This is a genomic window from Allobosea sp. CS1GBMeth4 (assembly GCF_900185715.1).
Lineage (GTDB): Bacteria > Pseudomonadota > Alphaproteobacteria > Rhizobiales > Beijerinckiaceae > Allobosea.
On the sequence record NZ_FYAS01000002.1, the window covers coordinates 234,760 to 256,722 of the forward strand.

General features: G+C 68.3%; 20 protein-coding genes, 1 tRNA gene and 1 pseudogene. 9 read left to right on the forward strand and 13 right to left on the reverse strand.

Annotation, left to right across the window (positions count from 1 at the left end):
• The first annotated feature begins 241 nt into the window (after window positions 1–241).
• The 5 genes from CS1GBM4_RS01225 (at window position 242) to CS1GBM4_RS01245 (ending at window position 5,329) form a co-directional block, all read left to right on the forward strand.
• Window positions 242–574: a hypothetical protein gene (locus CS1GBM4_RS01225; RefSeq protein WP_186416847.1), complete on the forward strand. Its 333-nt coding sequence runs from the start codon at window positions 242–244 to the stop codon at window positions 572–574.
• A 196-nt stretch (window positions 575–770) separates the two neighbouring features.
• The gene (locus CS1GBM4_RS01230; protein ID WP_186416848.1) at window positions 771–2,771 is read left to right on the forward strand and encodes an acetyl/propionyl/methylcrotonyl-CoA carboxylase subunit alpha; all 2,001 of its coding nucleotides are present in this window, start codon (window positions 771–773) and stop codon (window positions 2,769–2,771) included.
• 216 nt (window positions 2,772–2,987) lie between these two features.
• Window positions 2,988–3,608 carry a glutathione S-transferase family protein gene (locus tag CS1GBM4_RS01235; RefSeq protein ID WP_186416849.1) on the forward strand — a complete coding sequence of 207 codons (621 nt, stop codon included), beginning with the start codon at window positions 2,988–2,990 and terminating at the stop codon, window positions 3,606–3,608.
• Between the two features lie 40 nt (window positions 3,609–3,648).
• Window positions 3,649–4,176 (forward strand): lysozyme inhibitor LprI family protein, encoded by a 528-nt coding sequence (locus CS1GBM4_RS01240; protein WP_186416850.1) that lies wholly within the window; start codon window positions 3,649–3,651, stop codon window positions 4,174–4,176.
• Between the two features lie 343 nt (window positions 4,177–4,519).
• The gene (locus tag CS1GBM4_RS01245; protein WP_186416851.1) at window positions 4,520–5,329 is read left to right on the forward strand and encodes a YdcF family protein; all 810 of its coding nucleotides are present in this window, start codon (window positions 4,520–4,522) and stop codon (window positions 5,327–5,329) included.
• Here the strand turns inward: CS1GBM4_RS01245 and CS1GBM4_RS01250 are convergent.
• The 3 genes from CS1GBM4_RS01250 to CS1GBM4_RS01260 all read right to left on the reverse strand — a co-directional run bounded on the left by CS1GBM4_RS01250 (window position 5,326) and on the right by CS1GBM4_RS01260 (window position 7,852).
• Window positions 5,326–6,564, reverse strand: coding sequence for a glycosyltransferase (locus CS1GBM4_RS01250; RefSeq protein WP_186416852.1), 1,239 nt, complete (start codon window positions 6,562–6,564; stop codon window positions 5,326–5,328). The two genes, CS1GBM4_RS01245 and CS1GBM4_RS01250, sit on opposite strands and share 4 nt — an antisense overlap.
• Window positions 6,565–6,844: 280 nt before the next feature.
• The gene (locus CS1GBM4_RS01255; RefSeq protein WP_186416853.1) at window positions 6,845–7,126 is read right to left on the reverse strand and encodes a DUF3253 domain-containing protein; all 282 of its coding nucleotides are present in this window, start codon (window positions 7,124–7,126) and stop codon (window positions 6,845–6,847) included.
• Window positions 7,127–7,156: 30 nt separating this feature from the next.
• On the reverse strand, window positions 7,157–7,852 hold the full coding sequence (locus CS1GBM4_RS01260; protein ID WP_186416854.1) for a DUF599 family protein: 696 nt from the start codon (window positions 7,850–7,852) through the stop codon (window positions 7,157–7,159).
• A 174-nt stretch (window positions 7,853–8,026) separates the two neighbouring features.
• Here CS1GBM4_RS01260 and CS1GBM4_RS01265 point away from each other — a divergent pair, with 174 nt between their 5' ends.
• From CS1GBM4_RS01265 to CS1GBM4_RS01280, 4 genes and pseudogenes are all read left to right on the forward strand, one after another.
• Window positions 8,027–8,437, forward strand: coding sequence for a rhodanese-like domain-containing protein (locus CS1GBM4_RS01265; protein WP_186416855.1), 411 nt, complete (start codon window positions 8,027–8,029; stop codon window positions 8,435–8,437).
• A gap of 9 nt (window positions 8,438–8,446) precedes the next feature.
• Complete coding sequence (locus CS1GBM4_RS01270) at window positions 8,447–8,620, forward strand: hypothetical protein (RefSeq protein WP_186416856.1); 174 nt, start codon at window positions 8,447–8,449, stop codon at window positions 8,618–8,620.
• An 87-nt stretch (window positions 8,621–8,707) separates the two neighbouring features.
• Window positions 8,708–9,752: pseudogene (locus CS1GBM4_RS01275) on the forward strand (linear amide C-N hydrolase).
• Between the two features lie 380 nt (window positions 9,753–10,132).
• Complete coding sequence (locus CS1GBM4_RS01280; protein WP_186416857.1) at window positions 10,133–11,929, forward strand: ABC transporter ATP-binding protein; 1,797 nt, start codon at window positions 10,133–10,135, stop codon at window positions 11,927–11,929.
• Between the two features lie 226 nt (window positions 11,930–12,155).
• On the opposite strand, the gene CS1GBM4_RS01285 is transcribed toward CS1GBM4_RS01280, so the two are convergent.
• From CS1GBM4_RS01285 to CS1GBM4_RS01330, 10 genes are all read right to left on the reverse strand, one after another.
• Window positions 12,156–12,671, reverse strand: a complete 516-nt coding sequence (locus CS1GBM4_RS01285) for a gamma-glutamylcyclotransferase family protein (RefSeq protein ID WP_186416858.1) — start codon at window positions 12,669–12,671, stop codon at window positions 12,156–12,158.
• A 189-nt stretch (window positions 12,672–12,860) separates the two neighbouring features.
• A complete protein-coding gene (locus CS1GBM4_RS01290; protein ID WP_186416859.1) occupies window positions 12,861–14,033 on the reverse strand; it encodes an isovaleryl-CoA dehydrogenase in 1,173 nt (390 codons plus the stop codon).
• 184 nt (window positions 14,034–14,217) lie between these two features.
• Window positions 14,218–15,201 carry a threonine/serine dehydratase gene (locus tag CS1GBM4_RS01295; RefSeq protein WP_186416860.1) on the reverse strand — a complete coding sequence of 328 codons (984 nt, stop codon included), beginning with the start codon at window positions 15,199–15,201 and terminating at the stop codon, window positions 14,218–14,220.
• Window positions 15,202–15,231: 30 nt separating this feature from the next.
• The gene (locus CS1GBM4_RS01300) at window positions 15,232–16,224 is read right to left on the reverse strand and encodes an ornithine cyclodeaminase family protein (RefSeq protein ID WP_186416861.1); all 993 of its coding nucleotides are present in this window, start codon (window positions 16,222–16,224) and stop codon (window positions 15,232–15,234) included.
• 189 nt (window positions 16,225–16,413) lie between these two features.
• Entirely contained in the window at window positions 16,414–17,451 is a 1,038-nt protein-coding gene (locus CS1GBM4_RS01305; RefSeq protein WP_186416862.1) for a CorA family divalent cation transporter, read from the reverse strand.
• A gap of 35 nt (window positions 17,452–17,486) precedes the next feature.
• Window positions 17,487–18,473 carry a GH25 family lysozyme gene (locus CS1GBM4_RS01310; protein ID WP_186416863.1) on the reverse strand — a complete coding sequence of 329 codons (987 nt, stop codon included), beginning with the start codon at window positions 18,471–18,473 and terminating at the stop codon, window positions 17,487–17,489.
• Window positions 18,474–18,583: 110 nt separating this feature from the next.
• Entirely contained in the window at window positions 18,584–19,519 is a 936-nt protein-coding gene (locus CS1GBM4_RS01315; RefSeq protein ID WP_244606995.1) for a glycoside hydrolase family 25 protein, read from the reverse strand.
• Between the two features lie 240 nt (window positions 19,520–19,759).
• Window positions 19,760–21,166 (reverse strand): magnesium transporter, encoded by a 1,407-nt coding sequence (gene mgtE, locus CS1GBM4_RS01320; protein ID WP_186416865.1) that lies wholly within the window; start codon window positions 21,164–21,166, stop codon window positions 19,760–19,762.
• Between the two features lie 179 nt (window positions 21,167–21,345).
• Window positions 21,346–21,430: transfer RNA gene (locus tag CS1GBM4_RS01325), tRNA-Leu, on the reverse strand.
• Window positions 21,431–21,618: 188 nt separating this feature from the next.
• The gene (locus tag CS1GBM4_RS01330; protein ID WP_186416866.1) at window positions 21,619–21,888 is read right to left on the reverse strand and encodes a FliM/FliN family flagellar motor switch protein; all 270 of its coding nucleotides are present in this window, start codon (window positions 21,886–21,888) and stop codon (window positions 21,619–21,621) included.
• Window positions 21,889–21,963: the final 75 nt, after the last annotated feature.

Below are 21,963 nucleotides of genomic sequence, written 5' to 3' on the forward strand. Positions count from 1 at the left end.
GTCGACTCAGCACCGTTTAACCTGAACGGACGTTCAGATTTGCGTGTTAACCACCTGATGACCGGCCCGGCCGCATCGTCTTCACACGACAGGGACGAACCGACACACAACAACGTCGGACAGGGGTTGAACGATGATTGGCCACGAACTTCGCGAATTCGTCGATCACGTGATGGACAGGCGCGTGATCGACGATGAAGACGTCCGAATTCTTCAGCGCGAGATCTTGCAGGAGGTCGTGATGACCCGCGAGATCATCGATGTGCTGGTGGCGCTCGACCGCGCCGTCGCCGACAAGTCGCCGCTCTTCGCCGATGTGCTGCTGGCGTTCAGCGTCGACTTCGCCGTCTGGGAGAGCCGCCCGACCGGCCGGATCGACCGCGACAAGGCGCATTGGCTGGTGACGACGCTCGCCGCCGGCGAGGGCCCGACGCCGCTGGCACAGAAGATCGCCTTCGAGATCGTGCGCGAGGCGGAGAGCTGCGACGAGGCTCTGGTCAGCTTCGCCCTGCGCAAGGCCGACGCCCGGGTCGCCGCCGGCGCGAGCGCCCGGCGCGTCCTGCTGGCGAGCTGAGGCACGGGCCCGGATCTCCGCTTCGCTGCGCCCGCTGCCCGGGCGACCGAATCTCCCCCGCGGCGCCAGGCCCGGCGATCCGCGCACAGCGCCTTGCGGGCTTCGCGCACGTTACAGAACTTTCGCATCAGTGGACGGATGCGCTCGCCTCCCGTAAATCCCGCACTGCACAGTAAAGGCAGGGGGGACGCCACGCATGTTCTCGAAGATCCTGATCGCGAACCGTGGCGAGATCGCCTGCCGGGTCATCAAGACGGCGAGGCGCATGGGCATCAAGACGGTGGCGGTCTATTCCGACGCCGACCGCGACGCCCTGCATGTCGAGATGGCGGACGAGGCCGTGCATATCGGCGCCGCGCCGGCCGCCGAGTCCTATCTCCAGATCGACAGGATCATCGCCGCCTGCAGGCAGACGGGCGCCGAGGCGGTGCATCCCGGCTATGGCTTCCTCTCGGAGCGCGAGGCCTTCGCGACGGCGCTGAAGGAGAACGGCATCGTCTTCATCGGCCCCAACCCCGGCGCCATCGCCGCGATGGGCGACAAGATCGAGTCGAAGAAGGCGGCGGCGGCCGCCAAGGTCTCGACCGTTCCCGGCTTCCTCGGCGTGATCGAGAGCCCCGAGCACGCGGTGAAGATCGCCGACGAGATCGGCTATCCCGTGATGATCAAGGCCTCGGCCGGCGGCGGCGGCAAGGGCATGCGCATCGCCCATTCGGCCGGCGAAGTCGCCGAGGGCTTCGCCCGGGCGAAATCCGAGGCGGCCTCGTCCTTTGGCGACGACCGCGTCTTCGTCGAGAAGTTCATCGTCGATCCGCGCCATATCGAGATCCAGGTGCTCGGCGACAAGCACGGCAACGTCATCTATCTCGGCGAGCGCGAATGCTCGATCCAGCGCCGCAACCAGAAGGTGCTCGAGGAGGCGCCGTCGCCGCTGCTCGACGAAGCCACGCGGCGCAGGATGGGCGAGCAGGCCGTCGCCCTGGCCAAGGCCGTGAACTACGACAGCGCCGGCACGGTCGAATTCGTCGCCGGCCAGGACAGGTCGTTCTATTTCCTCGAGATGAACACGCGGCTGCAGGTCGAGCACCCGGTCACCGAGATGGTCACCGGCATCGACCTGGTCGAGCAGATGATCCGCGTCGCCGCCGGCGAAAAGCTCGCGATCAGCCAGGACGATGTGAAGCTCCACGGCTGGGCGGTCGAGTCGCGCGTCTATGCCGAGGACCCGACCCGCAACTTCCTGCCCTCGACCGGGCGGCTCGTCACCTATCGCCCGCCGAGCGAGGGGCCGGACGGCGACGCCACCGTGCGCAACGACACCGGCGTGTTCGAGGGCGGCGAGATCTCGATCTATTACGACCCGATGATCGCGAAGCTGGTCACGCATGCGCCGACGCGGGCAGCGGCGATCGAGGCGCAGGCGCGCGCGCTCGACGCCTTCGCCATCGACGGCATCCGCCACAACATTCCGTTCGTCGCCGCGGTGATGCAGCATCCGCGCTGGATCTCGGGCAATCTCTCGACCGGATTCATCGCCGAGGAGTTCCCGGAGGGCTTCTCCCTGCCGCAGCCGGAGGGCGAGACGGCGCTGCGCATGGCGGCGATCGCGATCGCCTGCGACCATCGGCTCAACGCCCGCAAGCGCCAGGTCTCGGCGCAGATGGAAGGCTGGCGCAAGGTCGAGTTCGAGCGCACCCGGATCGTCACCCTCGGCGGCGAGCGCTTCGAGGGCGCGGTCTCGGAACAGGGCGGCGCCGTCGTCATCGCCTTCGCCGATCGCGAGCTCAGCGTCGCCAGCGACTGGCGCCCGGGCGAGCCGGTCTGGCGCGGAACGCTCGACGGCGTGGTGATCGCGGCGCAGGTCCGGCCGATCCTCAACGGCGTCGCGCTCGGCCATGCGGGCGCCTATGCCGACGCCCATGTCTACACGCCGCGCGAGGCGGAACTGGCGGCGCTGATGCCGGAAAAGGCCGCGGCCGACACCGGCAAGGTGCTGCTCTGCCCGATGCCTGGCCTGGTCAAGGCGCTGCTCGTCACGGTCGGCCAGGAGGTCAAGGCGGGCGAGCCGCTCGCCATGGTCGAGGCGATGAAGATGGAGAACGTGCTGCGCGCCGAGAAGGACGTCACCGTCGCCAAGATCCTGGCGAAGGAGGGCGATTCGCTGGCGGTCGACGCGGTGATCATGGAGTTTGCGTGAGCGGGCGCGTTAGCCGCCCTCACGCTCGGTCATTCCGGACAGGCGCCGAAGGCGCGCAGCTCCGGAATCCATCGTGGAGCTCGGCAGTTTAGGATGGATTGCGGCGCTCCGCGTCGCTGCGGCCGGAATGACGGGCGTATCCGGGCAGCCGCAGGCGCTTGCCTTCGCGCGCCGGCAAGCCGATTGTCGCCGCCCTATCACGCGAAGGTGGCGACCATGCTGACGATCTGGGGGCGGATCAGCTCGATCAATGTCCAGAAGGTGGTCTGGGCCGCCGGCGAGGTCGGCCAGCCCTTCGAGCGGATCGATATCGGCGGCAAGTTCGGCGGCAATCGCGAGCCCGCCTATCTCGCCAAGAATCCGAACGGGCAGATTCCGACCCTGGAGGACGGCGAGACGATCGTCTGGGAATCGAACAGCATCGTGCGCTACCTCGCGGCCCGCTACGGCGCCGGCTGGATCTGGGAGGAGGAGCCGGCCCGGCGCGCCGAGGCGGATCGCTGGATGGACTGGATGATCTCCGAGCTGCAGCCGGCGATGACGCCGGCGTTCTGGGGGCTGATCCGCAAATCGGCCGGCTATACCGACCAGGCGGTGATCGACGCCTCGGTCGCCCGGGCCGAAGCCAAGCTCGACATCCTCGAGGCCCATCTGGCGGGACGCAGCTATCTCGCCGGCGAGCGCTTCGGCATGGCCGACATCACGGTGGCGCCCGGCGCGCATCGCTGGCTCAACATGCCGGTGCCGCTGAAGCCATGGCCCGGTATCCGGCGCTGGTACGGGCTGGTCTCGGCGCGGCCCGCGGCCGCTCCGGCGCTGCCATTGCCGATTTCGTGAAGCGGGCCGTCGCCGGCTTGACCGGCCGGCCGGAGCAGTCATGATCGCCGCCATGCGCGGATTTCTCGTCGTTCCCATCGGGCTGGCGCAGGTGCTGGGCGCGGCGGCGCTCGCGCAGGTACCGGCCAATCCCGTGCAATCCGCCGACCGCATACAGGTGGCGAATTGCGTGCGGCAGGGCCTCAGCGCCAGCCCCGCCTGCATCGGGCTCGTCGCCGTGCCTTGCGTCCGCGCCGCGGCCAGCACCGATCGGGCCCAGGCCGAGATCTCCTGCGCCCGGCGCGAGGAGGCGGTCTGGCGCGAGCGGCTGACGCTGGCGACGCAGGCGCTGGGGCGCACGCTCGATGCCGGCGCCCGCAGCCAGTTCGCCGCGCTGCAGCTCGCCTGGCAGAGTTACGCCGTGCAGAAATGCGCCTTCTACGGTGCGGCGCAGCCGCCGGCGCGCGCGGCCGGGCTGCAGGCCGGCTGCGAATTGCGCGAGGTGGCGGAGCGGGCGCTGGAAGTCGAACGTTTCGCGGAAGGGCGCAGCCGGCGGCCGCCCGCGGCGCCGCCGCGGATCATCCGGTAATCCTTTCACCCCTGCGCCGTCATTCCGGCCGCAGCGACGCGGAGCGCCGGAATCCCTCGTAGAGCGCGCCGCCCTTCGATGGATTCCGGAACTGCGCCGCTGCGCGGCCTGTCCGGAACGACGGTGGTGGCTGGCACTCATCCGAACCCGATCCGCGCCCTTTGCGCCCCGTTTCCGAGAGCCCGTTCCGATCAGCTTGCACTGCAAGCTGATCGGTAAAACGATCTCAAACCTAAAAGTGAGAGACGGATTCACCGATCAGATTGAGTCAATCTGATCGGATCCGGCTCTAACGGGCTGTCAGCATTCTGCGCGTATGAAGGCCGGGTCGTTCAGGAAAGCCATGTTCTTCGTCCTCTCCAAGATCCTCTGGTTCGCCGCCTCGCCGGTGAACCTCGCCATCGGCGGCCTCGCTCTGGCCAGCCTGCTCGCCTTCACGCGCTTCGCCCGGCCGGGTCGCTGGCTCGGGCTCGTCTGCGTGGTCGTTCTCGGCCTGCTCGCCTTCAGCCCGCTGCCGCGCATCGTGGTCAGGCCGCTGGAGGACCGGTTCCCGCAGCAGGCGGTGAACTCCGGCAAGGTCGACGGCATCATCGTGCTCGGCGGCGCGATCGGCGTGGCGCGCGAGGACATCGTTCTCAACAACGCCGCGGCGCGGATGACCAAGGCGGTCGAGCTCGCCCGGGCCCATCCGGAGGCGAAACTGGTCTTCACCGGCGGCGGCGCCAACCTGCTCTCGCCGGTGGTGCGCACCGAAGCCGACGGAGCGCGCCTGCTCTTCCTCGGGCTCGGCCTGCCGGAGAGCCGCCTCGTCCTCGAGGACAAGTCGCGCAACACGGTCGAGAACGCGGTGTTCACCCGCCGGCTGGTCGACCCGAAGCCGGGCGAGCGCTGGCTGCTGGTGACCTCGGCCTGGCACATGCCGCGGGCGATGGGCGTGTTCCGCAAGGCCGGCTTCGATGTCGAGGCCTTCCCGGTCGACTTCCTGTCGGGCGGCGATAGGGCCGATTACATCCGGCCCTATCGCAAGGCGGCGCGCGGGCTCGACATCGCCGACGACGCCTTCAAGGAGTGGGCCGGGCTGCTGGCCTATTACCTCGCCGGCTATTCGGATTCGCTGTTTCCCGGCCCGGCGCAGGCGGCGACCCGGCGCTAGGACGGCGGCCTTTCCCGGCTGATCCCCTCGAGCAGGAGCCGTGCAGCGACCTCCGCTCCATCGGGGCGGATCGTGCGGGCCACAGCCGCTGCCCGTGTCCTGGTCTCGGGTGCCAGCGCCGTGGCGAGCGCCGCCGAGAATGATTCGAAACTCGGCGTCGGACCCTCATGCGCCGCGCCGATGCCCAGTTCCGCCACCCTGCCGGCCCAATAGGGCTGGTCGACGATCTGCGGGATGATGACCTGCGGAGCGCCGGCGCGGGCCGCCGCGGTCGTCGTGCCGGCGCCACCATGGTGCACGACGGCAGCCATCAGCGGGAACAGCGCCTGCTGATTGACGTCGCCGACGACGAGGCAATCATGGCCGTCGTCCTCCGCCGACAGGCCGGCCCAGCCCCGCAACACGACCGCGCGGCGGCCCTGCGCCCGGAGCGCCTCGATCGCGACGCGCGCGGCGTCCCCTGCCGACGGCATGAACATGCTGCCGAAGCCGATGTAGATCGGCGGTTCGCCTGCTTCGAGGAATGCCGTCAGCCGGTCCGGGAGGGGGCGGGTATCAGGCAGGATCCAGGCACCCGTCTGCACGGCGTCGCAGAGCTTCGTCTCGCGCCAGGGCCACAGGGTCGGATCCGACGCCAGGAACGGCTGCTCCGTGAAGATGTGATCGCGGGCATTGTCGACGGGCGGCAGGCCGACCGCCGACCGATGGGCCCTGAGGGCTTCGCCGAACAGGGCATCCATGGTCCGGGCGTTGAAATCCCACAGTTCACGATTGTCGCTCACCTCCGGCGGCAGAGGATGGCCCGGATAGGGGAAGGGCCGGTGGTGATGCGACGGCAGGAAGAGCGGGCAGAAGGTGACGTGCCGATAGGCGAGGCCCCTCAGCTCCGCGACCGAGCGCGCGGCACTCGCCGACGGGAACAGGCCGGTCGCGACGATCGCATCGCAACCCCCGGCGACTGCGGAGATGGCCTCGAACTGCGCCGCCATCATGTCGGAGGCGAGCTTGTGGAAATCCGCGGTCGAAGAGGGCTTGGCCCTTTCGCCGACCCATTGCCGGATCGGCATGAAGGCCGGCGCGAGCGGCATGCCGGCCCGGGCCAGCAGGCCGATGAATTCCTGATCCGGAGGGGCGGACATGATGGCTTCGGCGCCGAGCTTCTGCAATTCGACCGCGAGCGCCACCATGGGCTCGACATCGCCGCGCGAGCCGTAAGTCGATAACAAGACACGCATTTTGCTACTCCCTTGGACCTGAGGTTCAGGTCGAGGGCAGCGTTCCTAGGCCATGGAGGGGGGCTTGCCGCAAGCCCCCGGGCAGGTTAGACGATGATAGTGGCAAGAGGCGGGGTGTTCCCCGGCCTCTTTTTTGTTGCAGCGGAAGGCGCTCCTTGCGGGCTGGCAGCGCAGCCGCCGCGACATCCTCGACCATTCCAGGCAGCGTGAAGCGGGCGGGCGCCGTCGCTGCCGGCAGACTGTCACTGCGGTTCCGAGCGAGCTGATCGCTCCGGGCGGCCTAGCCCTGGCTGGCCTCGTCCCGTCCGGGCAGCCGCAGGCGGTAGACGCCGCGGAAATCGTCGGGATCGACCGGACGCCCCTTCCGCGTGATGACCAGGCGGCCGTCCTTCATGAGCTGCACGGCGACGCGGCGGATCGGCTGCATCAGCGGCCCCCAGCCGTCGGGATGGTCGCCGCCGAGGGCGCGGGCGACGTCCATCGGTCCGAGCGTGCGGTCGCCGCGCGCGGCCGCGAGACGCAGGATCATATCGGCGAGCTCGTCGTCGGTCGGTCTGGTCATGCCGCTTGCTGGGCTCGCGGCCCGCGTTCGTCAAGCGCTGTGGCGCCCTGCGCCGACCGCGGCGGCCGAATCCGAGACGTATTGCCGGCGCCACATCACGGTCAGCACCGCGGCCGTGGCGATCAGGAAGAGCCAGGGCGAGATGAACCAGCCGAGATAGGCGAGCGCGAAGAAGAAGGCACGCTGGCCGCGATTGAAGTGCAGGCCGGCGACGATGTTCATTCTCACCGCCTCGCGCGCCGCAGCGATCGTTTCGGGCTTGTCGGCCTCGGTATGGGACGGGATCGCGCCGATCAGGATGGCGCAGTAATTGAACAGGCGATAGCTCCAGCCGAACTTGAAGAAGGCGTAGGCGAAGATCACCGCGAGGCCGATCACCTTGATCTCCCAGGCGGTGCGCGTCGTCTGCGTGGCGAAGGGCAGGTCGGCGAAGATCTGGACGACGCGGTCGGCCGATTGCAGCAGCGTCAGCGAGCCGCCGATGGCGATCAGCGAGGTCGAGGCGAAGAAGGCGGTGCCGTTCTGAAGGCCGTTCATCACCTGCGTGTCGATGATCCGGTTCTCGCGCTTCACCGCCTCCATGATCCAGCGTTCGCGGCGCGTATTCATCAGCGCATTCAGGCTGCGCCGCGAGTGCGGGCCGACCTCGACTGCCAGCAGGTAGCCGATCCAGGCTGCGGCGAAGAATGCGATGGCGATCGCGTCGAGTGGTCCGAATCCGGCCATGAGCCCTCCGGCCGGCAATCTGACGGGCGTCGCGGACCTGGGCAACCGGATTCGCCGCGCCGAGCGGAACTGGCCCCACCCCGCCCCTCCCGCCGCTAGCGGGGAGAGGGATGGCGCGATTGACGACAGCCGCAGCAGCCGCCACCTTGCCGGCCTCGCAGGGGAGGGCCGGCCATGCCGCAGACGATCACCAAGGGCTACAAGACGCTGCTGGCGGAGGCGGAGGCCGCGGTGACCACGCTCTCGGTCGAGGAGGCGAAGGAACTGGTCGGGCGCGAGGACACCGTCTTCGTCGACCTGCGCGATCCGCGCGAGCTCGAGCGGGAAGGGCGCATGCCGGGGGCCTTCCACTGCCCGCGCGGCATGCTGGAGTTCTGGATCGATCCGGAGAGCCCCTACGCCAAGCCGGTCTTCCAGGAGGACAAGCGCTTCGTCTTCTTCTGCGCCGGCGGCTGGCGCTCGGCGCTCGCCGCGAAGGCGGCGCAGGAGATGGGGCTGAAGCCCGTCGCCCATGTCGCCGGCGGCTTCGGCGCCTGGAAGAAGGCCGGCGCGCCCGTCGATGCGCCCGAGCCGAAGCAAGGCTGAGCCCGCGGCTTGTCCCATTTCGTCATCGTCTTCCTCGTCGTCTGCTTCGTCTTCCGCAAGCCGCTCGGCCGCCTGCTGGCGAAGCGCTTTCCCGATCGGGAGAAGCGCCAGCGCGTGCTCGGCACGATCATCGCGGCCTTCCTGCTGGTGATCGGGGCGCGGCTGCTCGCGCTTTTCCTGTAGCGCGCCATGGCCGGCCGGCGGGCGCGGCGCTATCATCGCCCCGGAGCAGCCGGAGATGGTGCCATGCCCGGGGTCTTTCGGCGGCGGATGCGCGCCCTTGCAATGTCGCTGATGCTCGCCGGAGCGGCCTCGGTCGCGGCCGAAGCCTGCACGCGGGCGGTCTATCTCGGCCGCGACGGCATGGTGATCACCGCGCGCTCGATGGATTGGCGGCGCGACGTCGCGACCAATCTCTGGATCTTCCCGCGGGGCATGGAGCGCAGCGGCGAGGCTGGCCCGAACTCGCTGCGCTGGCGGTCACGCTATGGCAGCGTGATCGCCTCCGGCTACGACGTCTCCACGACCGACGGCGTCAACGAGGCCGGGCTGGCGGCGAACGTGCTGTGGCTGGTCGAGTCGCAATATCCCGTCCATGACGGGGTCGCGGCCGGGGCTCACCATCGCCGCCTGGGCCCAGTATGCGCTCGACAATTTCGCGACGGTCGACGAGGCCGTCGCGGCATTGCGGGCCGAGCCGTTCGTCCTGGTGACCGACAGGGTTCCGGGCGAGGACCGGCTCACCACCCTGCATCTGTCGCTCTCGGATGCGAGCGGCAACAGCGCCATCTTCGAATACATCGCCGGCAAGCTCGTGATCCATCACGGCCCCGCCTATCAGGTGATGACCAATTCTCCGATCTTCGACGAGCAATTGGCGCTGAACAGCTACTGGAAGCAGATCGGCGGCACGGTGATGCTGCCGGGGACCAACCGCGCCGCGGACCGGTTCGCGCGCGCCTCGTTCTACATCAGCGCCATTCCGAAGTTCGACGACCCCGACATCGCCGTCGCGAGCGTCTTCAGCGTGATCCGCAACGCCTCGGTGCCGTTCGGGATCACGACGCCGGAGGAGCCGAACATCTCCTCGACACGCTGGCGCACGGTGATCGACCATAAGCGCAGGCTGTATTTCTTCGAATCGGCGCTGACCCCGAACACCTTCTGGGTCGATCTGCGCAAGGTCGACCTGTCGGCCGAGACCGGCAAGGTGCTGAAGCTCGACCTCGGCGAGAACCAGACCAACATCTTCGCAGGGGAAGCGAATGCGAGCTTCCGGCCGGCCGCCCCGTTCCGCTTCCTCGGGCTGCCATAGGGCATGCCGCGGAAGGGGGCGGTTTCGCATCGCGCCTGCTCCGACTCATCAGAGCTCGGCGGCCCGCGCCAGCGTGACCGCAATGTGAAGCCCGCCCGGTTGCGGATGCAACCACCCCATGCATCGGGCGCGGCTTGCACAGCCAGCGCGCATGCGGCATGTTGTCCGCCTTGGCTCCAACTCAGGACAGGGAGGGCTGAATGAGATTCATCGTCGTAGCCGCTCCCACCATGCGGGCGTCCCACCACTAGGTCGGATCCGCACGAGGCCCGCCCCGCCGGCGGCCCGAGCCAGCATTTTCCAGCGTGTTTTCTGAAGCGGCGGCCGCTGTCCCGCTTCGCCTGAATTTGGAGCCGGTCTCGCCGAGACCGGATGCTTTCATGTCCCTTTCTTCGCAGACGGAGCGGCAGGAGCCGTTCCGCGCCGTTCTCGGCTTCACCTTTTCGCATTGGGGCCGCCAGCGCTGGCGCGTCGCCGGCGTCGTCTTCACCGTGATGGCGGCGACCGCGGCCGACCTGTTCATGCCGCTCTATGCCGGCCGGCTGGTCGACGCCGTCGCCGGCGAACGGTCGCGCGGGCTGGACGCCGCGCTCGCGGCGCTCGCGATGATGATCGCGCTCGGCGCCGGCACGGTCTTCTTCCGGCATCTCACCTTCATCGGGCTGACCGAGATGACGCTGCGCACCATGAGCGACGTGGCGCGCGAGGCCTTCGCGCGCCTGCAGCGCTTCTCGACCGACTGGCACGCCAACAATTTCGCCGGCTCGACCGTGCGCAAGATCACGCGCGGCATGTGCGCGCTCGACCTGCTCACCGACACGATCCTGATCGCGCTCCTGCCCTCGCTGGTGGTGCTCGCCGGCACCACGGCGCTGCTGGCCTGGCACTGGCCGGCGATGGGCGCGGTCGTGCTCGCCGGGGCGGTGATCTACTGCGCCGTCACGGTGGCGCTCTCGCTCGGCTATGTCGCGCCGGCGGCGCGGCTCGCCAACAGCTGGGACACCAGGCTCGGCGGCGCGCTGGCCGACGCGATCTCGTGCAATCCGGTGGTCAAGGCCTATGGCGCCGAGACGCGCGAGGACGCCCGGCTTTCCGGCGTGCTGGTGAAATGGGCGGAACGGACGCGGCGCACCTGGGTCCGCGGCACCTTCTCCGGCACGGCGCAGCAGCTCGTGCTGCTTGGCTTGCGCGCCTCGGTGATCGGCCTGGTGATCTGGCTCTGGGCCCATGGCCAGGCCTCGCCCGGCGACGTCGCCTTCGTTCTGACCAGCTATGCCGTGGTGCATGGCTATCTGCGGGATGTCGGCCAGCACGTCCACAATCTCCAGCGTTCGGTGAACGACATGGAGGAGATGGTCGCGATGCACGCGCTGCCCTTCGGCGTGCCGGATCGCGCGGGTGCCTCGCCGATGGAGGTGACCGCCGGCGAGATCGCCTTCGAGCGGGTGACCTTCCATTACGGAGGCCATGTCGAGCCGCTCTATCGCGACTTCTCGCTGACGATCGGCGCGGGCGAGAAGGTCGGCCTGGTCGGGCGCTCCGGCTCCGGCAAGACCACCTTCGTCAAGCTGGTGCAGCGCCTCTACGACGTCACCGGCGGGCGCATCGCCATCGACGGGCGCGACATCGCCGCGGCGACGCAGGCCTCGCTGCGGGCGCAGATCGCGATCGTGCAGCAGGAGCCGGTGCTGTTCCACCGTTCGCTGGCGGAGAACATCGCCTATGGAAGGCCCGGCGCCAGCCAGGCGCAGATCGAGCAGGCGGCGCAGCTCGCCAACGCGCATGACTTCATCATGCGCCTGCCCAAGGGCTACGCCACGCTGGTCGGCGAGCGCGGCGTCAAGCTCTCGGGCGGCGAGCGGCAGAGGGTGGCGCTGGCGCGCGCCTTCCTCGCCGACGCGCCGATCCTGATCCTGGACGAGGCGACCTCGAGCCTCGATTCGGAATCGGAGGCGCTGATCCAGCAGGCGGTCGAACGCCTGATGGAGGGCCGCACCACCATCGTCATCGCCCACCGGCTCTCGACGGTGAGGGCGATGGACCGGATCCTGGTCTTCGACCGGGGCAAGGTGGTCGAGCAGGGCACGCATGAGGCGCTGCTCGGCCATGACGGCGGCATCTACCGGGCGCTGTTCGAGAAGCAGGTCAGCGAGCTGGCCAAGGGGCTGGCGGCGTAAAGCCGCCAACCTTGATGCCGCCCGCGCGGCCTTCCTTCTCCCGGATGGGAGAAGGTGGCGCGGAGCGCCGGATGAGGGCCTGCCGTTTCCGCAGAGAGCGCAACGGGGCTGTTGACGCTTGCTGCGGAGAGGGCGGTCCCTCACCCCTGCCCCTCTCCCATCCGGGAGAGGGGTTCCCCGCGGCTCTTCCGATGCGGGTCGATTCCGAGCATAACGGCTGACCGCGTCACTTCGGCGCGGCCGCGCGCGGGCGGACACCGGCGACTGGTCCGGGCAGCAGCGGTGCGTCCGCGCTCGGCGGCGACTTCAGATCCGGAACCGGCTTGCTCAGAAAACGAGTCATCCCGGCGATGTAAGCCTCTGGCAGGCCTCGCTCCTTGGCTGCCGCGACGACCTGCTCGATATAGCCGGGGCGCGGCCGGCCGATCTGCGCGCTGCGCCCGACATAGATCAGGGCGCGCCTGGCGCCACCCTCGACCACGACCGGCTGGCTGATTTTGACGTAGAGGCCACTCGCCAGCTCCTCGAACTTGTCGAGCGTGCGGATGTCGCCGAGGGCGCAGTCCCAGAGCACCCCATGGACGCTCTCGCGCGGATCGCGGATCAGCGAGGCGTAGCCGTCGCTGGTGACGATGAAGCGGTGGCGCGGCAGGCGGGCGAGGCCGAGCGGCACCGAGCGCGGGCAGCGCTCGCGCATGCCGGCGACATCCATGTTGAGGCCGTAGGCGAAGTAGAGGGGCATTGAGCTCGTCCGCTCGGTCGTAGAGCGCGGGAACCCCTCTCCCGGATGGGAGAGGGGCAGGGGTGAGGGACCGCCGCTGATCATCCGGATGCAACGGCGCCGACGCGCCTTCTGCGGAGAGGGCAGGCCCTCATCCGGCGCTCCGCGCCACCTTCTCCCATCCGGGAGAAGGAAGAAAGCGGCGCGCCGTCACCTCGTCTTGTTGAACAATTCCCGCCCGATCAGCATGCGCCGGATCTCGCTGGTGCCGGCGCCGATCTCGTAGAGCTTGGCGTCGCGCAGCAGGCGCCCGGTCGGGTAGTCGTTGATGTAGCCGTTGCCGCCGAGCAGCTGGATCGCGTCGAGGGCGAGCTGCGTCGCCTTCTCGGCGGCGATCAGGATGGCGCCGGCGGCGTCCTCGCGGGTGGTCTCGCCGCGGTCGCAGGCCTTGGCGACGGCGTAGACATAGGATTTGCACGAGTTCATCGCGACATACATGTCGGCGACCTTGCCCTGGACGAGCTGGAACTCGCCGATCGGCTGGCCGAACTGCTTGCGCTCGTGGACATAGGGCAGGACGATATCGAGCGCCGCCTGCATGATGCCGAGCGGGCCGGCCGAGAGCACGACGCGCTCATAGTCGAGCCCGCTCATCAGCACGTTGACGCCGCGGCCGACGGAGCCGAGCACGTTCTCCTCGGGCACCTCGCAGTCCTCGAAGACGAGCTCGCAGGTGTCGGAGCCGCGCATGCCGAGCTTGTCGAGCTTCTGATGGGTCGAGAAACCCGTCATGCCCTTCTCGATCAGGAAGGCGGTGATGCCGCGCGGTCCGGCCTCGGGATCGGTCTTGGCGTAGACCACCAGGGTCTCGGCGATCGGGCCGTTGGTGATCCACATCTTGTTGCCGGTCAGGACGTAGCGGTCGCCCTTCTTCACCGCCTTGGTCTTCATCGAGACGACGTCGGAGCCCGAGCCCGGTTCCGACATGGCGAGCGCGCCGACATGCTCGCCGGAGATCAGCTTCGGCAGGTATTTGCGCTTCTGCGCCTCGTTGCCGTTGCGGGCGATCTGGTTGACGCAGAGATTGGAATGGGCGCCGTAGGAGAGGCCGACCGAGGCCGAGGCGCGCGAGACCTCCTCGATCGCGACGCAATGCTCGAGATAGCCGAGGCCGGCGCCGCCATACTCCTCCGGGACGGTGATGCCGTGCAGGCCGAGCGCGCCCATCTGCGGCCAGAGATCGCGCGGGAACTGGTTGGTGCGGTCGATCTCCTCGGCGCGCGGGGCGATCTTCTCCTGCGCGAAGGCGTGGACGGTGTCGCGGATCGCGTCGGCGGTCTCGCCGAGATCGAAATTGAAGGGGCGGGGCGCGTTGGCGAGCATGATGTCCTCCCGGCTCGGATGAGGCCTTTGCCCGGTTATAGCGCGGCCGGCGGCGGAGTCAGCGGGCGGGAGGCGGCAGACGGTTCTGCGCCGATGCGCAGGCTTGCGCAGGAGCAGCCGAGAAGTCACCGGAGGTCCCTGCACCGGAGCGGGTGAGGCACAGCTCTCTTCCGATGGCTGACAATCAGACCGGCGCGCGCCATCGGTCCTGAAAGACGGTCGCGAGATCGAAGAGATCCCAGTTTCCGCCCGTCAGGATTGTCGCAACCTTCTCGTCGGGCCTGAGCTTTATCGAACCAGCCAACAAAGCTCCGACGCCGATGGATGCCGCGGGTTCGGCGACGAGCTTTGCTTCCCTTGCGAGCGTCTGCATCGCCGCGATGATGTGCTCGTCACTCACCAGCACGATCTCGTCGACATATTTCTCGATGATCGGATACGGATTTCGAGCGGGGACGCTGAGCCGCAGCCCGTCTGCGATCGTATTGCCGAGCGGCAGCGGCGTCGGCTGCCCATTCAGGCGGCTATGGTAGTATTTCGGCGTCAAGGCGGGCTCCGCCCCGATGACCCGGACATCCGGTTTGGTCTCCTTGATGGCGGTTGCGATTCCGCCGATCAGGCCGCCGCCGCCAAGCGGCACGATGATCGTGTCGATCTCAGGCAGGTCTTCGAGGATTTCGCAGGCCACGGTGCCCTGACCGGCCATTACCATCGGGTCCTCGAAGCCGTGCACGACGGCATATCCGTTCTTTTCGGCCAGCGCATAGACTTCGCGCCAGCGGGCCGCGTTATCGCCATCGAACAGAATGACCTCGGCACCCAGATCCCTCGTGTTCCGTATCTTGATCTCGGGTGTCGTAACGGGCAGGACGAGGGTGACCCCGATGCCAAGCATTCTGGCGACGTAAGATAGTCCCTGAGCGTGATTGCCCGAAGACGATGAGATCAAGCCCTTGGCGATCCGGTCGCGCGGCAGCGAAAGAGTGCAATTGAGCGCGCCGCGAAGCTTGAACGCTCCGGTGATCTGCAGGGTTTCGAGCTTCAAGTAGAGCTCGCATCCGACCTTGGGCTCGATCCTCTCGGCGCGCAGCAGTGGCGTTCGACGGATGAACGGCTGGATCCTCTCTCGCGCCTCGTGAATGTCTTGAATGGTGGGGAAGGTCTTCATGATTTCCGTTGAGGGCATGATGAGCTGCCGTCACGATTCGAAGAATGCGAACTTGGATCCGACGCCGCCGGCCAGAGCCTTGCGATAGATCGCGTAAGCCGTCGTGTTGTCCTGTATCGCCATGCCGGTCGAATCGAAGATCGTGATCTCGTCGTCGTTCGATCGTCCGGCTTTGAGACCGAGGAGAACCTCGCCGATCTCGGCATGGATTTGATCGCGACGGATGACGTCGGCCGCAAGCGCATTGGCGGTTTCACCCTTCTCCACGCACTGGCCCTTCGAATCGACGACGAGCTTGGCGCCGGCAAAAAGCTGCGGATCGAGTTCGCGCTTGCCCTTCTGATCGGTGCCGATTGCGATGACGTGCGTGCCGGGTCTGACCCAGGATGCTTCGACGACCGGGCCCTTGCCGCGCGTGGTGGTGACGAGGATGTCCGCCTGTTCCACGGCCGCTCGGGCAGATGTGGCCAGGACGACGGGAATGCCGAAAGCGCCTTCGATGTCGGCTTTGTATGCCTGAGCCTTTTCTCCGTCGGGGTGCCAGGCATGGATGGACTGGATATCCAGGACCTCCCTGATGGCGCGGATCTGCATCCGCGCCTGATTGCCCAGCCCGATCGCAGCAATTGTCCGGGCGTCGCGGCGCGCCAGCGCCTTGACGGAAACCGCGCCTGAGGCGCCCGTCCTCAACCCGGTCAGGAGGCTCCCGTCCATGACGCAAAGCAGTGCGCCGTTTCGCGAGTCGAACAGCAGAACCGTGCCCATCCCGCTCGGCAGCTGATAGTTGACCCGATTGTCCCTGAAGCCACCCGACGAGGCCTTCGCGGAGATGATCGAACAAGGCTTGTGATGGCCGATCTTGAAATCGATCTCCCCGCCCGTACCGCAATGGAATCCGATATAATCGGGCTGTTCGATCTGCCGCTCGCTATAGGCGCGATAGGCATCCTCGACGGCGGAAATGACGTCGGACTGCACGGCGAGACTCGCGACGTTCTCCTTGCTGAGCAGCAATGTCTCCATGGCGCGCGCCCGTCCCGTTTTGCTCCGCCGAGCCATTCTAGACCATGGGGACAGCATATTATCCTGCGGCACCGGGCCTATCGCGGCAGCCGCCGCCGATCTCCGCCCACTCGACGCGGCATTCCAACTGTCTGCTCCCGCCCCCGGCGCTGATGCCGAGCCGCTGCTGAAGCGGTGACGACTTGCGCCCTACCGCCCGATCACTCCGCGCCGGCGCAGCAGGAACAGCGTCGCCATCGAGGCGGCGAGGCAGGCCAGCGCCACCATCTCGGCGCCGAGATCCGATTCGACCCAGGGCAGGCCCTTCACATTGATGCCGAACAGGCCGGTGATGAAGGTCGCCGGCAGGAACAGCGCCGTCAGGATCGAGAGCGTGTAGAGCTGCCGGTTGGTCTGGTTGGCCGAGCGCACGGCGATCTCGTCCTGGAGCAGGCGGGCGCGGTCCTGCACCGACTGGATGTCCTGGCGCAAGGTATCGACCCGCAGCAGCAGCCTGAGCGCGACGGCCCGCACCGCTTCCGGCGCCGAGCGGCCGGAGGGCGTTTCGGCGAAGCGCCGGAACAGCAGGTGCAGGCCGGCGAGCTGGCGGTGCAGCTGCACGGCGGAACGGCGCACGGCGCCGACGCGCTGCGGCCCATCCTCGAGCTTGTCGAGGAGAATCTGGTCCTCGATGCTGTCGGTCTCGTCCGAGAGCCGCACGACCGCGTCGGTGACGTCGTCGATCAGGTATTCGATGAGGTGCTCGAACAGTTCGGCCGGCGAGGCGATCTGCTCACCGGCGTCGAGGGCCTCGACCGCCTTGCGGACCGATTGCAGCGCCTCGCGCCGTCCGGTGAGCAGGAAGCGCTCGCCCACCGCCCAGGCGAGCGTGCCGACATTGTCGGTGCGGTCGACGATGTCGCGGGTCAGGTCATGGGCGATGCCCCAGACCAGGCTGGCGGAATGGTCGAGGCGCTGATGCGTCTCACGCGAGAGCAGGAGCTCACGCGCCGCCGGCGGCAGCTCCCGGCGCTCGTCGATCCAGGCCTGCGCCCTGGTGTGGACGAGGTCGAGATGCAGCCAGACGAAACCCTCGTCCGGCGCCAGCGTCGGCAGCTCGTCACGCGGCATCAGCGCGGGCCTTCCGTCCGCGGCGAAGCGGTAGGCCCAGACGATGCCCGTCTGCGATTGGAGATCAAGCCGCATCGAGATGTCGCGCTTCCATGTCCCGCCGGTGCTGGCGCGCATCAGCACCCGTCAGATGACAGTTTTGCGACGGCGCCTCAGTCGCGCGCGATCGAGCCGGTCGTCGCGCTGTCGCGGAGCTGCGCCGAGCGCGGTATCCGGCCGGGGGGCAGGACTTTCGGCGGGGCGGCCCCGGCCGCCCTGGGCGTGCGGAGCCCGGCCGGGCTGGCGGGCGGCTTGGGCATGGTCGCGACCCTGGGCTCGCCGCCGCGCCATTTGCGGGCGCCGATGTCGTAGCGCCCCTCGCGCCAGGCGGCGAATTCCTGCTCGGTGCCGAAGAAGGCGTTGCGGTCGACGTCACCGCCGATGCCGGGTACGCGGCCTGTGGTGGTGAACTGCCAGAACTCCCATTGCTTGCGCTCATAGCGATGGTGCAGCGGGGCGGCGGTGGAGCGCAGCCAGTAGGGATGGTCGTTGAACTCGCCTTCCAGCACGTCCTCGTGGAAGGTGATGTCGGTATAGATGATCGGCTTCTTGCCGGTGTGCTCCTGCAGGCCCCTCAGCATCTCGCGGATCTTGGCGAGCGCCTTGTCGCGCGGGATCTTCTTGCCGCATCTGGCGGATTCGCCGTTCCACTCGACGTCGAGCACCGGCGGCAGGGCGTCGGGATCGCGCGGGATGTGGCGCTTGAACCAGCGGATCTGGTCCTTCGCCGGCCGGCACCAGTAGACGAAATGGTAGGCGCCGCGCGGCACGCCGGCGGCCTTCGCCTCGGCCCAGTTCTTCCTGAACATCGGGTCGAGATGGTCGCCGCCCTCGGTCGCCTTGATGAAGGCGAAGCGCGTGCCGGCGTCCTTGACCTTGCGCCAGTCGATGTCGTCCTGCCAGCGCGAGACGTCGATGCCCTGGATGACGCGGCGGCGCGCGTCGCGCACGCCGGCATGGGGGTCGGAATCGCCCTTCTTCGGATAGAGCGCCAGCGCCGGCTGGGCCCCGAGCAGGCCGAGCAGGACGCAGATCGCGAGCCGCCCGGTCGCTCCCGTCATGCGCCGCGCCTCTGGTCTGGTCTCAGCGCGGGGCGCCATGCTCGTCTCCTGTTCGCGAGAAAAGCATAGGCGAGGGGCGGGTTAAGAGGTGGTTAGCATTCGAGCGGCCGGCTTCAGCCTTGGTTAACCGGCGGGGCCGCGCGGCGGCGCTATTCGGAATCCGGGCCGGCCTCGTCGTCGACCGCCTGGCCGAGCTGCGCGGGCTCGAAGGAGGCGGCGGCCACGGGCCTGCTGGCGCCCGGCAGCGTCGCGACAGGCGTATGCTCGGGGCCCGGGCTGGGATTGGGCGCCGCCGGGCGCTCGCGCGTCCAGGTGCGGGTGCCGATGTCGAAGCGACCCTCGCGCCAGCCGGTGAACTCGCCCTCGTTGCCGAAGAAGGCGTTGCGGTCGACATCGCCCCTGATGCCGGGGACGCGGCCGGTGGTGGTGAACTGCCAGAAGGCCCAGGGCCGGTTGTGGTAGCGGACCTCGGGCTTCGCCGCGGTGGAGCGGATCCAGTAGGGGTAGTCGTTGAACTCGCCTTCCAGCACGTCCTTGTGGAAGGTGATGTCGGTGTAGATCACCGGCTTCTTGCCGGTGAGCTGCTCGAGCTCGGTCAGCATCAGCCGGATCTTCTCGAGCGCCAGCGAACGCTCGACCTTCTTCGGGCAGGTCTTGGAGTGGCCGTTCCATTCGAGGTCGAGCACCGGCGGCAGCGCGTCGGGATCGTTCGGGATGTGCTGCTTGAACCAGACCGCCTGCTCATGCGCCGGGCGGCACCAGTAGACGAAGTGATAGGCGCCGCGCGGGACGCCGGCGCGGCGCGCGCCCTCCCAGTTCTTCAGGAAGGCCGGGTCGATATGGTCGCCGCCCTCGGTCGCCTTGATGTAGACGAAGCGGGTGCCGGCGGCCTTGACCGCGGCCCAGTCGATCTCGCCCTGCCAGCGCGAGATGTCGATGCCCTGGATCGGATAGCGCCGCGCCGCCTCGACGCCCGGATGCGGGCGTGCATCGCCCTTCGCCGGATAATTATCCAGCGCGACGCAGCCGCCCAGGGCCGTCAGGGCGGCGAGCAGCGCGAAAGGGGCGAGGGAGAAGGATTTCATGCGGCGGGCGGTCATTTCCCGGACAATTGCGGAGAAAGCTTGACGCCCGGTTTACGTTACCGGTTTTTCGATGGCCGTCGCTTCGAGATTTGGAACATTGTTCGCCCAATCTCCGTCATTCCGGACAAGCGGCGAAGCCGCGCAGCCCCGGAATCCATCGTCGGGAACAGCGCTCTACGATGGCGCCGGCGCTCCGCTTCGCTACGGCCGGAATGACGCTTCCATGTGATCGGAGCGCCTCTAGCCCAGGCGCAGCAGCAAGGTCGCGATGCCGAGGAAGGAGAAGAAGCCGACGACGTCGGTGATGGTGGTGACGAAGGTGCCGGACGAGATCGCGGGGTCGATGCCGGCCCTGTCGAGGGCGAGCGGCACGGCGACCCCGGCGAGCGCGGCGATGATCAGCGTCGCGACCATGGCGAGGCCGATCACGGCGCCGAGCATGGGATTGCCGAACCAGAACCCGGCGACCAGCGCGGTGATCAGCGCGAAGGCGACGCCGTTCAGCAGGCCGACGACCATTTCGCGCCGGAAGAAGCGGCCCATGTTCCAGCCGCCGAGCTCGCCGGTGCCGAGCGCGCGCACCGCCACCGTCATCGTCTGCGTTGCCGCGTTGCCGCCCTGGCTGGCGACGATCGGCGCCAGCACGGCGAGCGCGACGAGCTTGCCGAGCTGTTCCTCGAACAGGGCCATGACGGACGCGCTGACGAAGGCGGCGATCAGGCTGATGAAGCGCCAGCGGAAGCGGCCGAGCGCGACCTGGCGCACCGAATCGGAGATCTCTTCCTCCGCGTCGACGCCGCCGAGCTGCTTGACGTCGTCATCGGCGGCTTCCTCGATCACGTCGACGATGTCGTCGACGGTCATGACGCCGACGAGCCGGCCCGCGGCGTCGAGCACCGGCGCCGCGACGAGATTGTAGCGCTGGAACTGGCGCGCCACGTCCTCGATGTCGTCGGTGGCCTGCACGACACGGCGATCGTCCTCGACGAGGTCGGCGACGCTGACCGGGCGCTTGGTGCGCAGCAACCGGTCGAGCCTGACGGTGCCGACGAAATGATGGGCGGGGTCGGCGACGAAGATCTCGAAGAAGCGCTCGGGCAGGTCGGCCGTCTCGCGCAGGAAATCGATGGTTTGGCCCACGGTCCAGAAGGGCGGGACCGCGATGACCTCGGGCTGCATGCGCCGCCCGGCGGAGCCCTCGGGATAGTCGAGGCCCTGCTGCAGCACCGTGCGCTCGGCCGGCGTCAGCTTGTCGAGGATCTCGCGCTTGTCGGCCTCGTCGAGGTCCTCGAGGATGTAGACCGCGTCGTCGGTGTCGAGCTCGCGCACGCCTTCGGCGACGGTCTCCGGCGAGAGTTCCTCGAGAATCTCCTCGCGGACGGCGTCGTCGACCTCGGTCAGCGCGGCGAAGTCGAAATCGCCGCCGAGCAGCGAGATCAGCTTCGGCCGCTCCTCGGTGTCGAGCGCCTCGATCAGATCGCCGAGATCGGCCTCGTGCAGTTCGGCGACGAGCTCGCGCAGCGCGGTGATGTCGGAGAGCAGGACGGCCTGCGAGACCTGTTCGACGAAGCCGGCGTCGATCGCGCCGTCCTCGTCGCGGACCTTGCGCTTCTGCATCTCGTCCGGAGCGTGCTCGGCGTCCGCCATGGGTCGCTCCGCGATTCGAGGGCAGGGGGGTCGGGGCTGGAGATTCGCGCCGGGGACGCGCCAGCGCCCTTGTGTCAGCGCTGCCGCTCCAAGGCAACGCGCCGGGCGCGGATTCGATGCGCCCGGAACGAAAAACGGCGATCCTCGCGGATCGCCGTTTCACGAGCTTCGCTCCAAACTGGTGCGGTCAAGAGGACTCGAACCTCCACGGGTCTCCCCGCTACCACCTCAAGGTAGTGCGTCTACCAATTCCGCCATGACCGCAGCGGCTCCCAAAGGGCACCGCGCTGTGGCGGTGAACTCCGGAGCGGCGCGGGTCTAGCAAATCGGGTTCCCGGCTACAAGTACCGGCTGCGAGGAAAATCGAGGGAAGTGCGCGCAGCCGGCCCGAAGCCGTCGCATCCCTCGAAAATCCTCGGGGCGAGCGCTGGAGTTGCGAAGGGGCGGGGGGCTCAGGCCGCGTCGGCGACGGTTTCGAGCGAGTAGACCGTCGGCCGTTTCAGCATCTCGGTGATCTCGACCGAGATTCGCGAGCCGGCGACGACGACATGCCCCTTGGCGAAGGGGTGGTTGTTGGCGAGGATCTGGACCTCGTCGTTCTCGGTCGCGTTGAGCTCGATGATGGCGCCGCGGCCCATGCGCAGCAGCTTGTAGATCGGCATCTGCGCCGAGCCGAGCACCACCGTCAGCTCCACCGAGACGAGATCGAGATCAGCCTTCAAAATCCGCCTCCGCAGATCTACCTGAATACAATTCCAAGACCTTGCCAGCGACGTGGAAAACGGCGCATGAGCAGC

What these genes read in the sequence shown, in the direction of transcription:
- CS1GBM4_RS01280 (WP_186416857.1), top strand. Translation starts at nt 10,133, where the DNA reads ATGTCCCTTTCTTCGCAGACGGAGCGGCAGGAGCCGTTCCGCGCCGTT.
- CS1GBM4_RS01255 (WP_186416853.1), bottom strand. Translation starts at nt 7,126, where the DNA reads ATGACCAGACCGACCGACGACGAGCTCGCCGATATGATCCTGCGTCTC.
- CS1GBM4_RS01225 (WP_186416847.1), top strand. Translation starts at nt 242, where the DNA reads ATGACCCGCGAGATCATCGATGTGCTGGTGGCGCTCGACCGCGCCGTC.
- CS1GBM4_RS01240 (WP_186416850.1), top strand. Translation starts at nt 3,649, where the DNA reads ATGATCGCCGCCATGCGCGGATTTCTCGTCGTTCCCATCGGGCTGGCG.
- CS1GBM4_RS01300 (WP_186416861.1), bottom strand. Translation starts at nt 16,224, where the DNA reads ATGGAGACATTGCTGCTCAGCAAGGAGAACGTCGCGAGTCTCGCCGTG.
- CS1GBM4_RS01290 (WP_186416859.1), bottom strand. Translation starts at nt 14,033, where the DNA reads ATGCTCGCCAACGCGCCCCGCCCCTTCAATTTCGATCTCGGCGAGACC.
- CS1GBM4_RS01260 (WP_186416854.1), bottom strand. Translation starts at nt 7,852, where the DNA reads ATGGCCGGATTCGGACCACTCGACGCGATCGCCATCGCATTCTTCGCC.
- CS1GBM4_RS01245 (WP_186416851.1), top strand. Translation starts at nt 4,520, where the DNA reads ATGTTCTTCGTCCTCTCCAAGATCCTCTGGTTCGCCGCCTCGCCGGTG.
- CS1GBM4_RS01305 (WP_186416862.1), bottom strand. Translation starts at nt 17,451, where the DNA reads ATGCGCGCCAGCACCGGCGGGACATGGAAGCGCGACATCTCGATGCGG.
- CS1GBM4_RS01285 (WP_186416858.1), bottom strand. Translation starts at nt 12,671, where the DNA reads ATGCCCCTCTACTTCGCCTACGGCCTCAACATGGATGTCGCCGGCATG.
- CS1GBM4_RS01315 (WP_244606995.1), bottom strand. Translation starts at nt 19,519, where the DNA reads ATGAAATCCTTCTCCCTCGCCCCTTTCGCGCTGCTCGCCGCCCTGACG.
- CS1GBM4_RS01310 (WP_186416863.1), bottom strand. Translation starts at nt 18,473, where the DNA reads ATGGCGCCCCGCGCTGAGACCAGACCAGAGGCGCGGCGCATGACGGGA.
- CS1GBM4_RS01295 (WP_186416860.1), bottom strand. Translation starts at nt 15,201, where the DNA reads ATGAAGACCTTCCCCACCATTCAAGACATTCACGAGGCGCGAGAGAGG.
- CS1GBM4_RS01265 (WP_186416855.1), top strand. Translation starts at nt 8,027, where the DNA reads ATGCCGCAGACGATCACCAAGGGCTACAAGACGCTGCTGGCGGAGGCG.
- CS1GBM4_RS01235 (WP_186416849.1), top strand. Translation starts at nt 2,988, where the DNA reads ATGCTGACGATCTGGGGGCGGATCAGCTCGATCAATGTCCAGAAGGTG.
- mgtE (WP_186416865.1), bottom strand. Translation starts at nt 21,166, where the DNA reads ATGGCGGACGCCGAGCACGCTCCGGACGAGATGCAGAAGCGCAAGGTC.
- CS1GBM4_RS01250 (WP_186416852.1), bottom strand. Translation starts at nt 6,564, where the DNA reads ATGCGTGTCTTGTTATCGACTTACGGCTCGCGCGGCGATGTCGAGCCC.
- CS1GBM4_RS01230 (WP_186416848.1), top strand. Translation starts at nt 771, where the DNA reads ATGTTCTCGAAGATCCTGATCGCGAACCGTGGCGAGATCGCCTGCCGG.